This window comes from Actinomycetota bacterium (assembly GCA_016700055.1).
In the GTDB taxonomy this organism is placed as follows: Bacteria; Actinomycetota; Acidimicrobiia; order Acidimicrobiales; family Ilumatobacteraceae; genus Kalu-18.
This window is the reverse complement of the sequence record CP064997.1, coordinates 569897-582199: the sequence shown is the minus strand read 5'-3', so window position 1 is coordinate 582199 and position 12303 is coordinate 569897. Positions and strand designations below refer to the sequence as shown.

Here is a 12303-nt window from a genome sequence, read left to right as displayed (position 1 = left end):
GCCATGAGCGAGAACCTGCGCTGGTACACCAAGGCCATCTACGGCTTCGACCACGTCGTACGCCTGGCACCCCCGGATTCGTGGGACAACCCCTCGCCGTGCGAGGGCTGGACGGCGCGCTCGGTGGTCGGTCACCTGATCGGCGTCCAGCGCTACCTGGCCTCCACCATCACCGGTGAGGAGGTGACGATGAACCCGATGGTCGACCCGCACCTCCACGCCGGTGACGACCCGGCGGCGGCGTGGGCGGCGGCGCGTGACCACGTGCTCGAAGTGCTCGACCATCCCGACGTCATCCACCGCATGGTCAACACGTTCCGCGGGATGGAAACCGTCGACGAGATGATCGGCAACAACGTCTCCGACACCACGATCCACGCTTGGGACCTCGCCCGGGCGCTCGGCGTGGACGACAAGCTGGACCCTGGCCTGGTCGAGCGGGCGTCACTCAACACGCTTCCGGTCGCCGACTCGATGCGCAATCCGATGGTGTTCGGCGAGCGTGTCGATCCGGCCAACCCGAACGACCCGCAGTCGGTGCTGCTCGCGGCCGCCGGCCGTCGAGGCTGACAGCCGAAGCGGCGCGACCACGCGAGCCGCGACGAAGGGGTCAGCCGCGGGCGCTGCCGGGCTCGCGCCACATGCCGCGTAACACCGGCCCATCGGGCGCGGGCGCCTCTTCCCACTGCACCTCGAACCCGTGGCGCTCGTAGAAGCCGACGTTGCGGGCGTTCGACGACTCGAGGTAAGCGCCGATGCCGTCGGCGTCGCAGCGCGCGAGCACCGGCTGCATCACGGCGCCGCCGGCACCGTGGCCCTGCACCGCTGCGCCGAGGACGAACAGGTAGAAGTGGGGGCGGTCCTCCGGGTGGTGCACGCCGACCATCTCGGCCAGCGCCATGATCCGCCCGACGGCTTCCTCGCCTGCCACCTCGAGCAGCGCCATCCCGAACGCCGCCCCCTCGTCCTCGTCGAGCATCGCCACGTCAGGGGGCGCCCAGACCGAAGCGGCACACGAGGTGCCGTCGCCGGCGAGGTAGCTGTGCCCGCGGCGTAGGCCTGCAGCGAGCGCCGGCCGGAAGAAGCCGGCCGCGCTCTTCACCATGCGCCGGTCGGCGTCTTCATCGCCGATCACCCAGGAGACCATCGGGTCGTCGAGGAACGCCTTGGCAAGGGCCACCTCGACGTCGGCGAGGTCGGCGGAGAGGAGCATTCGAGCGGCCATGCCGCGGCGACGATACATTCGATCCCCGGCCCTAGGACTGTTCAGGAAGCGTCAACTCGTGCCGATGAACGACCGGTGACACATCACGACGAGCTGAGCGAGCGGGATCCGGGCGCCGTTCTGGCCGTGCTGCCCGACGTCGTGTTCGTGCTCGACTCCGAAGCTCGCGTGCGCCATGCGAACCGGGCCGCGCTCGAGGTGCTCGGCCTCGACGTGGAGGGGTGGCGGGGGATGTCGGTGCTGGACCTGGTCCACCCCGACGACATCGCTGTGGTCGTCTCGTCGATGGGCACGGTGCAGGGCAAGAGCCGCGGCACCCCGATCGAGGTGCGGGTGCTCGACGCCCGGGAGGGTTGGCGCTGGATGGAGGTCATCGGCGCCGACCGCATGCACGTCGAAGGCGTCGAAGGGGTGGTCTGCGTCGCCCGTGACATCACCGCGCGGCGGATGTGGGAGGTCGCCGGCGACGATGTCGCCCGTTTCCAGCAGGTGGTTCAGCACGCCTCGTCGATCACGTTGCTGCTCGACCGGGACGGGGTGGTCTCGTCGGTGAACGGTGCGTTCACCCGCCTTCTCGGCCACGACCCGTCGCTTGTCATCGGCCGCTCGCTGGCGTCGTTCGCCAGCCTCGCCGGCGGGCTGCGGCTGCGGGCCATCCTCGCCGAGCTGATCGACCACGGGCGCACCGCCTCGATCGAGGTGCCGATGCGCGTCGCCGGGCCGGCAGCCGACGAGCGTCCGGTGCGGTTCGAGATCGTCAACCTGCTCGATGACCCGGTGGTGGCCGGCCTCGTCGTCACCGGGCACGACGTCAGCGACCTGCAGGTGGCCCGCCGTGAGCTCGAGTACTTCGCCCACCACGACGCGTTGACCGGGCTCGCGAACCGATCGCTGCTGCTCGAATCGATGCACGCGAACGTCGACAACCAGCGCGCGATGGCGGTGATCTTCGTCGACCTGGACCGCTTCAAGCCGGTCAACGACCTGTTCGGCCACGAGGCGGGCGACGAGCTGCTGCGCATCGTCGGGCAACGGATCTCCGACAGCGTGCGTCCCGGCGACCTCGTCGCGCGAGTCGGCGGCGACGAGTTCGTCGTCGTCGCTCCGGGCATCACCGGGCGGACCGCGGCCGCCACCCTCGGCAGCCGCATCGAGCTGTCGATCTCGGAACCCGTGATGCTCTCCGTCGGTCCCGTGCGGGTGGGCGCGAGCATCGGCCTTGCCGTCTCCGACGTGACGTCGACCGTCGCCGGCCTGCTGGCCGACGCCGACCTGAACATGTACGACGTGAAGGCCGAGCGCCGCGGCGAGACGTCGCGGCCGATGGCCGAGCGGCGCCGCTCGGCGGACCAACGCCGGCGCCTCGCCGACGATCTCGCCTCCGGGCTCGACCGGGGAGAGCTGGTCGCCTTCCTGCAGCCGATCGTCGAGCTCGACTCGGGGCGCTTGGTCGCCCTCGAGGCGCTCGCCCGCTGGTTCCATCCCGTTCTCGGCCAGCTCCAACCGCTCGCGTTCATGGACCTTGCCGAGGACGCCAACCTCGACGTCGCCGTCGGCGAGGCCGTCGTCGAGTCGGCGTGTGCAGGGCTGGCCCGACTCGTGGCCGAGGTGCCCGAGGTAGGCACACCGCAGCTCGCGATCAACCTGTCGGTCGGCCAGCTCTCCGACCGGACGCTCACCCGCGAGCTGCAGCGCGTGCTCGATGCCCACGATCTTCACTTCGCCAACCTGATCGTCGAGGTGACCGAGCGGGCGATGCTCACCCGTCGGGCGTTGCCCGGGGGAGTGTCGCCGGAGGCCACGCTGCACGAGCTGCGCAGCCTCGGGGCTGCGCTGAGCCTCGACGACTTCGGCACCGGGTACTCCTCGCTCACCCACGTGCGGCGCTACCCGCTGGAGCACATGAAGATCGACCGGTCGTTCGTGTCGGGGATGGTCGACCACCCGGAGGACCGCGCCGTCGTCGGTGCCGTCATCGGCCTCGCTTCGGCGCTCGGTCTCCGCGTCGTCGCCGAGGGCGTCGAGACCACCGAGCAGCTCACCACGCTGCGCCAGCTCGGCTGCCACGACGCGCAGGGGTTCCTCATCGGACGGCCGATGGCTGTCGACGACCTCATGAGCTGGGCCCGCCAACGCGTGGCCGAAGCTCAGCCCGTGGCCGGCGATTGAGCGCCGCGGCACATGCGGCACACGAGGGCCCGGTGACGAGGCGCAGGTAGCCTGCCGCCGCCGAGACCGCGCCCGACGCGTGGTGGCGATGGTTCGGAGGCTGCGGTGGGTTCGCACGAGGAGGAGACGGCGCGACGTCGGACGTTCGCCATCATCTCCCACCCCGACGCCGGCAAGACGACGCTCACCGAGAAGTTCCTGCTGTACGCGGGCGCGGTGCAAGAGGCGGGTGCCGTCGGCGGGCGGGCCGGCCGCAAGGCGGCGACCTCGGACTGGATGGAGATGGAGCAAAAGCGCGGCATCTCGATCACCTCGACCGTGCTGCAGTTCCCCTACCGAGGCATGGTGTGCAACCTGCTCGACACCCCCGGACACCGCGACTTCTCCGAGGACACCTACCGCGTGCTGGCCGCCGTCGACGCAGTCGTGATGGTGCTCGACTCCGCGAAGGGGATCGAGCCCCAGACGCTGAAGCTGTTCGAGGTCTGCCGGCTGCGCCGGCTTCCGGTGCTGACGTTCCTCAACAAGTTCGACCGTCCAGGACGTGACGTGCTCGAGCTGCTCGACGAGGTGGAGGACCAGATCGGACTGCGCCCGACACCCGTCACGTGGCCGGTCGGCATCGCCGGCGACCTGCGCGGCGTGATCGACCGTCGCACCGGCGAGTTCACCAGGTTCACGCGCACCGCCCGCGGCCAGCGGATAGCTCCCGAGGAGATCGTCGCCGCCGACACCGCTGCGGCCGAGGAAGGGCAGGCCTGGACCGAGGCGGCCGAGGGAGTCGCGCTGCTCGACGCGCTCGGCAACGACCTGGACCCGGACTCGTTCCACGCCGGTGAGTCGACGCCGGTGTTCGTCGGCTCGGCGCTGACCAACTTCGGCGTCCGCCACCTGCTCGACGCGGTGGTCGAGCTCGTGCCCCGGCCGGTGTCACGGGTGGACGTCGCGGGCCAGGTGCGCGATGCCGGCTCGTCGTTCAGCGCGTTCGTGTTCAAGGTGCAGGCGAACATGGACCCCGCCCACCGCGACCGCATCGCGTTCGCCCGGGTGTGCTCGGGCACGTTCGAGCGGGGGATGCCCGCCACATGCGCGCGCACCGGCAAGCCGCTGACGACGAAGTACGCGACGACCGTGTTCGGAGCCGAACGCGACACCGTCGACATCGCCTACCCGGGCGATGTCATCGGCCTCGTCAACGCCGGTGGCCTGCTGCTCGGCGACACGCTGTACGGCAGCGACCCGGTCGAGTTCCCGGGGATGCCCCGCTTCGTGCCCGAAGCCTTCGCGGTCGCCCGCCCCCTCGACACCGGCCGCTTCAAGCAGTTCCGCCGCGGGCTCGTTCAGCTCGACGAGGAGGGTGTCGTGCAGGTGCTGCGCGACCCCGACCTCGGCGACACGGCACCTGTCGTCGCCGCCGTCGGTCAGCTCCAGTTCGAGGTGTTCGCCCACCGGCTGGCCTCCGAGTTCGGCGCGCCGGTGGAGCTGTCGTCGACCCACGTCGAGGCGGTGCGCGTCACCGACGAGGACAGCGCGACGCGGCTGCGCCAGCTCGGCGGGATCCGCATCCTGTACCGCAGCGACGGCTCACTGCTGGCGCTGTTCGAGAACCAGTACCGGCTGAAGCGCCTCGAAGCCGACCATCCCGAGCTCGTGCTGCATCCGCTGCTGGCCACTTCCTGATCCTGCGGCAACCCGCTTCGACCGGGCGCCGTCAGGGTCGGCCCCCTCAGCCGGGCAAGCCCTTGCGCTGGCGGCCGAGGGAGCGCTCCATCTCGCGCTTCGCGTCCTTCTCGGCCAGCGAGTGGCGCTTGTCGCCCTTGCGCTTGCCCTGCACCAGGGCCAGCTCCACCTTCGCCCGACCGTCCAGGAAGTAGAGGCTGAGCGGCACGAGCGCCAACCGCTCGGTGTTCACGCGGTGCTCCAGGCGCACGATCTCGTTGTGGTGGAGGAGCAGCTTGCGGGGGCCGTCGGGGACGTGGGCGGCGGCGCCGGTGGCGAACTGGTAGGGGGCGATGTGCATCGCCTCCAACCACACCTCACCGTTGCGCACGCGGGCGTAGGCGTCGTTGATCTGCACCTGCCCGGCGCGCAGGCTCTTCACCTCGCTGCCGCGCAGCACCAGCCCGGCCTCGACGACGTCGAGCACGAAGTAGTCGTGGCGGGCCTTGCGGTTGGACGCGACGGGTTTGGTGCCGCTCGGGCTCATCGGCGCCTCACGCTACCGGCGGGCCGTCGCGGCGGTCCGGGGTACGATCCCGCGCCATGGTGCACATCTCCCGTGAAGCGCACGAGCAGATGGTCGCCCACGCCGTGGCGCAGTACCCGCTCGAGGCCTGCGGTCTGCTGGCTGGTCCGCCCGGCGGTGAGGGTGCCGAGGTGGTGCGCTTCTACCCCTGCCGCAACCTGGCCGACTCTGCCCGCGTGTACACGATCGACCCGCACGACCACCTGCGCGCCGAGCGCGATGCCGAAGCCGCGGGGCTGGAGATCGTCGGCGTGATGCACAGCCACACCCACACCCAGCCCTACCCGAGCCCGACCGACGTCACCGAAGCCCCCGATCCGGAGTGGCACTACGTGATCGTCAGCCTGCGTGAGGAGACCGCGGAGACCAGGAGTTTTCGCATCGACACCTCGGCCGGGATGGAAGAGGCGGTGTCCGAGGAGCACGTCGAGCTGGGTTGAGGTAGAATCACGACGTTCCCGATCGGAATTCCTGGGATCATTCCGGGGTTGAAGGTTCGTCTCCGAGTTCTGGGGCGAGCGACGGCAAGCGAATGGTCGGAAGGGAGCGTCACCTTGTATCTGAGCGAAAGCGTTCTCGACCTCATCGGCAACACGCCCCTCGTCGACGTGTCCGTGCTGTCGCCCAACCCGAACGTGCGCATCATCGCCAAGCTGGAGAGCCAGAACCCGTTCGGCTCGGTGAAGGACCGCATCGCGAAGGCGATGATCGAAGACGCCGAGAAGCACGGCCACCTGCTTCCCGGCCAGACGATCATCGAGCCCTCGTCGGGCAACACCGGCATCGCCCTCGCCGCCATCGCGAAGCTGAAGGGCTACCCGATCAAGATCGTCATGCCGACGAGCGTGTCGATCGAGCGCCGCCAGATGTTGCAGGTGTTCGGCGCCGAGCTGATCCTCAGCCCCGGCGAGGAGGGCTCCAACGGCGCGGTGCGCCGCGCCGCAGCCCTCGCCGCCGAGCACCCGGAGTGGTGCTTCCTGTACCAGTACGCGAACGACGCGAACCCTCGCGCCCATTACGAGGGCACCGGTCCCGAGCTGTGGCGTGACCTGCCCGAGATCACCCACTTCGTCGCCGGGCTCGGCACGAGCGGCACGCTGATGGGCACAGGGCGCTTCTTGAAGGAGCAGAACCCCCACGTCAAGGTGATCGCGGTCGAGCCCCCGCTCGGCGAGCGCGTCGAGGGGCTGCGCAACCTCGACGACGGCTACGTACCACCGGTGTTCGACAACTGGCACGGCTTCGACCTGCTCGACCGCAAGCGCGTCGTGCGCCCCCGCGAATCGCTGGAGTGGGCGCGGCGGTTGGTGGGCGAGTGCGGCGTGTTCGCCGGCATCTCCTCGGGTGCGGCGCTCGCCGGCGCGGTGAAGGTGGCCAGCGAGATCGACGAAGGCGTCATCGCGTTCGTCGTGTCCGACGGCGGCTGGAAGTACCTGTCGACCGGTGCCTACACCGACGATCTCGACGCGGCCGAGGCCAAGGCCGACCAGCTCATCTACTTCTGATCCACCGTTCTGATCCACCGCCGCCCGAACAACCAGATCACCGGCAGCGTGAAGAGCAGCGGCCCGACGAACGCGAGCGGGCGGTACAGCCACCACCAGCCGTCGGGCTCGGTCACCTCGTTCACCTGGCCGGCGATCGCGTATCGCACCGCGCGGTGCAGCGCCATGCCGGTGGTGTGGAACAGGAAGAGCGGCATGGCGAAGCGGTTGATCACTTCGTTGAACCGTGCCCAGCGGTGCCTGGTCTCGAGCCGTTCGGTGACCGCCGGCCGCAGGATCTCGGCCACGCCGGCCTGGAACAGCACGAGCGCGACGATGCACAGCGTCGGCGGCGCCATGTTGGAGCGCTCGCCGGGGACGCCGACCATCGAGCCCGGGTACAGGCCGCTACCGACCAGGCCGATGAGCCCGAACAGCCCCACCCAGACGAGCGTCCAGTCGATCCGGCGGTGCGCCTCGACGATGCGGTCGTAGAAGAAGCCGAGCTGGTGGCAGAGCCCCCACACGACGACCATGTTGACCAGCCCGACCCACCCCCAGCCGTGGCGGAAGCGAGCGATGTCGGCGACGGCCGCGATGCCGCCGAGGAAGACGAGCACGGTCACGTCGAACCGCTTGTGCAGCCAGAGCGCGACGGGTAGCAGCAGCACCAGCATCAGGTACACACCGATGAACCACAGCGGGCTGACGACCAGCACCACTGCGCGCCGCGCCCACTGGAGGTCGAACACCGCGCCGAGCACGATGCCGAGCGCGGCCCACACCACGAGGAGGGCGAGCGCGGGGATCGCCAGGCGTCGTAGGCGGCGCCCGACGAGGTGCCACACGCTGCGCCCCTGCTCCTTCGCCTGCTCCCACGAGCGCAGGTGGCCATAGCCGCCGATGTAGAAGAACAACGGCATCACCTGCAGCAGCCACGTAACGAGGTACAGCCCGGACGTGAACCCGATCGGGTTCGACGCGTGGGGACCGTCGTCCTCCCAGATGATGATCGTGAACACCCAGTGCCAGGTGACGACGACGAGCAGGCTGAACGCGCGGAGGAAGTCGACGTACGGGTCGCGGGCCCGCCGGTCGGCCGCGGTCGCCACCTGCGTCTCCGTCACGCCCGTTACCCTCCCCGATCGTGTCGCGGCCGCCTGCACCTGCCACGGTCGTGACGTCGCCGAGCCCCGAGCGTAGGGCGGCGCTGCCGGGCGCGGTCGTGATGCTCGCGGTGTCGAACCTGATGTCCAATCGGGTGCTGCCAGACGCGCTCTACGTGCCGTGGAACCTGGCGATGGCGGCTGCGCTGGGCGGGTTGGCCTGGTGGGCGGGGCTGCGGCCTCCCGAGCTCGGCTGGCAGCGCTGGGCGCGCGGCGCCCGGTTCGGGCTTGTCCTCGCGGTGCTCACGCTGGCCGTCTACCTGCTCGCGCTCGCCATGCCGGCCGCCAGCAAGGCGTTCGAGGACCAGCGGGTGGACGGGGGAGTGGGGTCGCTACTGCTCAACACGCTCGTGAAGATCCCCCTCGGCACGGTGCTGCTGGAGGAGATCGCGTTTCGGTCCGTGCTGCCGGCGCTCGCCGCCCGGCGATGGGGCATCGTGCGCGGCAGCGTCTTTGCGTCCGTGCTGTTCGGCTTCTGGCACGTGCTGCCTTCGATGAACATCACCAACGTCAACCCGGTGCTCGCCGACCTGTTCGGCGACGGCCCCTTCGCCGGCCTCCTCGGCGTGGTGTTCGCCGTTGCGGGGACGACGCTCGCCGGCCTCTGGTTCTGCTGGCTGCGGTACTGGAGCGGCAGCGTGCTCGCCCCGATGATCGGCCACTTCAGCACCAACTCGCTCGGCTACCTGTTCGGCTGGATCGTCGTGTCCTCGTGATTAGCCTGACCCCCGCTATGCAGCGACCGATCGGCATGTTCGACTCCGGATTCGGCGGTCTCACCGTGGCCCGCGCGTTGATCGACATGCTGCCGGCAGAGGACCTCGTGTACATCGGCGACACCGGCCGCTACCCGTACGGGCCGCGGCCCCAGCACGAGGTGCGCGGCTTCGCGCGAGAGCTGGCGCACAGCCTGGTGCGCGACCACGGCGCGAAGGCGATCGTCGTCGCCTGCAACACCGCTGCTGCGGCGATGCCCACCGAACAGCTCGCCGACGAGCTCGGCGTGCCGGTGCTCGGCGTGATCCAGCCCGGGGTCCGCGCGCTCGTGCGGGCGACGCGCACGGGTCGGGTCGGGGTGATCGGCACCGTCGGCACGATCGGCTCCGGGGCCTACGCGCGCGCAGTGGCCGCCCTCGGACCCGACACCGTGTTGACCAGTGCCTCGTGCCCGGGTTTCGTGGAGTTCGTCGAGCGCGGCCAGACGACCGGCGACGAGGTGACGGTGCTCGCGGAGCGGCTGCTGGCGCCGATCCGCGACGCGAAGATCGACACGTTGCTGCTCGGCTGCACCCACTACCCCTACCTCGCCCGCGTGATCGGCGAGGTGATGGGGCCCGACGTGGTGCTCGTCAGCTCGGCAGACGAGACGGCCTTCGCGGTGCGCGCCGAGCTCGACCGCATCGGGCTGCTCCGCGCCGACGGCGCCACGACAGGCGGCCACCGCTTCTTGTCGAGCGGCGACCTGGCCTGGTTCGCAGATCTGGGCAGCCGGCTGCTCGGCCCCGAGCTGGCCGCGGCGGAGCCCTGGTCCGAGGGCGCGCCGCTCTGAGCGCGCCACCCCGATCCCCCTGAAGACGGAGATGCCGACGATGACGAGAGCCGACGGAAGAACGCCGGGTGATCTGCGCCCGATCACGTTCGAGCGTGACTTCACCGAGATGGCCGCCGGCAGTGTGCTGGTGTCTTTCGGCAAGACGCGCGTGCTGTGCACCGCGTCGGTCGACGAGGACGTGCCCCGCTGGCTGCGCGGCACCGGCAAGGGGTGGGTGACCGCCGAGTACTCGATGCTGCCCGGGTCTTCGCCCGAGCGCGTCGACCGCGAGGCGGCCAAGGGCAAGCAGAGCGGACGCACCGTCGAGGTGCAGCGCCTGATCGGACGCAGCCTGCGCGCGGCATGCGACATGGTGGCGCTCGGCGAGCGCCAGGTGATCGTCGACTGCGACGTGTTGCAGGCAGACGGCGGCACGCGCACGGCGAGCATCTGCGGAGGGTTCCTGGCGCTCAGCGACGCGCTCGCGCGCCTGCAGCAGACAGGTGCCATCCGCCGCAACCCGCTGCACTCCTACTGCGCGGCGATCAGCGTCGGCATCGTCGCGGGCACGCCGATGCTCGACCTGCCGTACGTCGAGGATTCCGCCGCCGAGGTCGACATGAACGTGGTCATGCTGCAGCCCACCGACGGCGGCGAGGCACGGTTCGTCGAGGTGCAGGGCACCGCCGAGGGCCTCGCGTTCACCCGCGGCGAGCTGGACGAGCTGCTCGAGCTCGCCGCGCAAGGCCTCGGTGAGATCTTCTCGCTGCAGGCCGAGATGGTCGCCGAAGCACCGCCGCGCCGATGAGCGAGCTGGCGGTGCTCGTGTGCGCGTCGGCCAACCCCGACAAGGTGGCCGAGATCGCGGCGTTGCTCGACGGCCTGGTGAACCTGGCGCCGCGCCCAGCCGACGTGCCCGACGTGGTCGAGGACGCCGACACCTTGGAAGGCAACGCCCGGCTGAAGGCGGCGGCGATATGCGCGGCCACCGGTCTGCCGAGCGTGGGCGACGACACCGGGCTCTTCGTCGACGCGCTCGACGGGGCGCCGGGTGTGCGCTCGGCTCGCTTCGCCGGAGACAACGCCAGCTACGCGGACAACCGCCGCCGGCTGTTGACCGAGCTCGACCGCGCCGCGGCGGGCGGTGACCCGCGCCGCAGCGCGGGGTTCGTGACCGCCGTCGTCGTCTGCTGGCCCGACGGCGGCGAGCTCGTCGTGCAGGGACGCTGCCCGGGTGAGATCGCCGTCGCCGAGCGCGGCAGCCGCGGCTTCGGGTACGACTCGCTGTTCGTGCCCGCCGAGGGCGACGGGCGCACCTTCGCCGAGATGAGCGAGGCCGAAAAGCACGCCCTCAGCCACCGCGGGGTCGCGTTCAGGGCGCTGCTGGAGGCGTTCAGGAATCAGGGCTGAGCGGTCACGACGACGGTCACGACCCGGTCACGGCGACGGTCACGACCCGGTCACGGCGACGGTCACGACGAGGCCGGTGTGGTCGCTGCCGGGAATGTCGAAGTCCCGCACCTGAACCGCGGTGACACCGTCGGTGGTGAGCGCGTGGTCGAGCCGCACGAACGCCGGAAGCCAGCCGTCGGCCGGCCACGAGCGGGACCAGCCTTGGCCGAGGCGCTGGTGCGCGTCGGTGAACCCCCTGTCGAGCAGGTCGCGAAACGCCGGGTGCCACCAGCTCGCGTTGAGGTCGCCGGCCAACAGTGCCGGTGGCCCGTCGGCGAGGGCGGTGTCGGCCGCCGCGTCGAGAGCCCGCCGCCAGGCGCCGCCGTCTTCCTGCAGCGGATGCGTCGGATGGGCGGTCACCACGCGGATCGGCTCGGTGCCGCCTGCGGCCGAGGCGACGTCGAGCTCGATCACCGCGCCCCACCGCGGCCCGGTGCGGAACACCTCGCCGCGCGAGATCGGCATCCGGCTCCACAGCGCGATGCCGTCGCCGCCGGGGCGGACGCGCTCGGCCCGGTAGGGGTAGTCCTGCGCGGCTCCGGCGTCGTCCAACGCCGACGCCATCGCCGGGGTCAGCTCGTTCAGCGCCAACACGTCGACGTCCGCGCGGGCGGCCTCGGCCATGACCGCCTCGGCCGCGTCCTGCATGCGCGGGTTGACGCGCAACACGTTGGCCTGCAGCACCGTCAGCCGCGGCGCGGCGTCTGGCACGTCGGGATCGCCTCCGGGGAACAGCAGCGGGGCGGCGAGCCAGACGAGGGCGGCAACGACCACGGCCGCGGTGCCAGCGATCCACCAGCGCCTGGTGAGCGCGGCGGCGACGGCGATCGGCAACGCGGGGGCGAGCAGCGCGGGAGTCAGCGCCTGGAGCGCGTAGACGGGACCCCACGATCCGCCCCAACCGGTCACCTGGGTGAGCAGCAGCAGGCCCATCGCGCCGAGCGCGACCCACGCCGCGGACTCGGCGAGGCGCGCGGCCGAACTCGGCGTGCGGGACTCGGTCTTCTCGCTCACCTGGTCGCTACAGTGCC

The 12303-nt window shown here is 70.9% G+C and carries 13 protein-coding genes; 9 read left to right on the top strand and 4 right to left on the bottom strand.

Annotated elements, in window-relative coordinates:
• Positions 1 to 3: 3 nt before the first annotated feature.
• The gene (locus tag IPM43_02855) at positions 4 to 570 is read left to right on the top strand and encodes a TIGR03086 family protein (GenBank protein ID QQS25337.1); all 567 of its coding nucleotides are present in this window, start codon (positions 4 to 6) and stop codon (positions 568 to 570) included.
• 40 nt (positions 571 to 610) lie between these two features.
• Here IPM43_02855 and IPM43_02850 read toward each other — a convergent pair whose 3' ends face one another.
• Complete coding sequence (locus IPM43_02850; GenBank protein ID QQS25336.1) at positions 611 to 1225, bottom strand: GNAT family N-acetyltransferase; 615 nt, start codon at positions 1223 to 1225, stop codon at positions 611 to 613.
• 75 nt (positions 1226 to 1300) lie between these two features.
• On the opposite strand from IPM43_02850, the gene IPM43_02845 reads away from it, so the two are divergent.
• Both IPM43_02845 and IPM43_02840 read left to right on the top strand, forming a co-directional pair.
• Positions 1301 to 3394 carry an EAL domain-containing protein gene (locus IPM43_02845; GenBank protein ID QQS25335.1) on the top strand — a complete coding sequence of 698 codons (2094 nt, stop codon included), beginning with the start codon at positions 1301 to 1303 and terminating at the stop codon, positions 3392 to 3394.
• Positions 3395 to 3499: 105 nt separating this feature from the next.
• Positions 3500 to 5074, top strand: a complete 1575-nt coding sequence (locus IPM43_02840) for a peptide chain release factor 3 (protein QQS25334.1) — start codon at positions 3500 to 3502, stop codon at positions 5072 to 5074.
• A gap of 46 nt (positions 5075 to 5120) precedes the next feature.
• Here the strand turns inward: IPM43_02840 and smpB are convergent, their stop codons facing one another.
• Positions 5121 to 5600: an SsrA-binding protein SmpB gene (gene smpB / locus IPM43_02835; GenBank protein ID QQS25333.1), complete on the bottom strand. Its 480-nt coding sequence runs from the start codon at positions 5598 to 5600 to the stop codon at positions 5121 to 5123.
• A gap of 56 nt (positions 5601 to 5656) precedes the next feature.
• Between smpB and IPM43_02830 the strand changes: the two genes are divergently transcribed.
• Entirely contained in the window at positions 5657 to 6079 is a 423-nt protein-coding gene (locus IPM43_02830; protein ID QQS25332.1) for a M67 family metallopeptidase, read from the top strand.
• A gap of 114 nt (positions 6080 to 6193) precedes the next feature.
• Positions 6194 to 7144: a PLP-dependent cysteine synthase family protein gene (locus tag IPM43_02825; GenBank protein ID QQS25331.1), complete on the top strand. Its 951-nt coding sequence runs from the start codon at positions 6194 to 6196 to the stop codon at positions 7142 to 7144.
• Here IPM43_02825 and IPM43_02820 read toward each other — a convergent pair.
• Complete coding sequence (locus tag IPM43_02820; GenBank protein QQS26310.1) at positions 7135 to 8235, bottom strand: acyltransferase; 1101 nt, start codon at positions 8233 to 8235, stop codon at positions 7135 to 7137. The genes IPM43_02825 and IPM43_02820 overlap by 10 nt on opposite strands.
• 35 nt (positions 8236 to 8270) lie before the next feature.
• Here IPM43_02820 and IPM43_02815 point away from each other — a divergent pair, with 35 nt between their 5' ends.
• From IPM43_02815 to rdgB, 4 genes are read left to right on the top strand one after another with little or no spacing between them, the layout of a single operon-like run.
• A complete protein-coding gene (locus IPM43_02815) occupies positions 8271 to 9005 on the top strand; it encodes a CPBP family intramembrane metalloprotease (protein QQS25330.1) in 735 nt (244 codons plus the stop codon).
• A 17-nt stretch (positions 9006 to 9022) separates the two neighbouring features.
• Positions 9023 to 9838, top strand: coding sequence for a glutamate racemase (locus tag IPM43_02810; GenBank protein ID QQS25329.1), 816 nt, complete (start codon positions 9023 to 9025; stop codon positions 9836 to 9838).
• Positions 9839 to 9878: 40 nt separating this feature from the next.
• On the top strand, positions 9879 to 10628 hold the full coding sequence (rph, locus tag IPM43_02805; GenBank protein QQS25328.1) for a ribonuclease PH: 750 nt from the start codon (positions 9879 to 9881) through the stop codon (positions 10626 to 10628).
• Positions 10625 to 11230 carry an RdgB/HAM1 family non-canonical purine NTP pyrophosphatase gene (gene rdgB / locus IPM43_02800; protein ID QQS25327.1) on the top strand — a complete coding sequence of 202 codons (606 nt, stop codon included), beginning with the start codon at positions 10625 to 10627 and terminating at the stop codon, positions 11228 to 11230. Before rph ends, rdgB begins: the two co-directional genes overlap by 4 nt.
• Before the next feature lie 39 nt (positions 11231 to 11269).
• Here rdgB and IPM43_02795 read toward each other — a convergent pair whose 3' ends face one another.
• Positions 11270 to 12286, bottom strand: coding sequence for an endonuclease/exonuclease/phosphatase family protein (locus tag IPM43_02795; protein QQS25326.1), 1017 nt, complete (start codon positions 12284 to 12286; stop codon positions 11270 to 11272).
• Positions 12287 to 12303 lie beyond the last annotated feature (17 nt).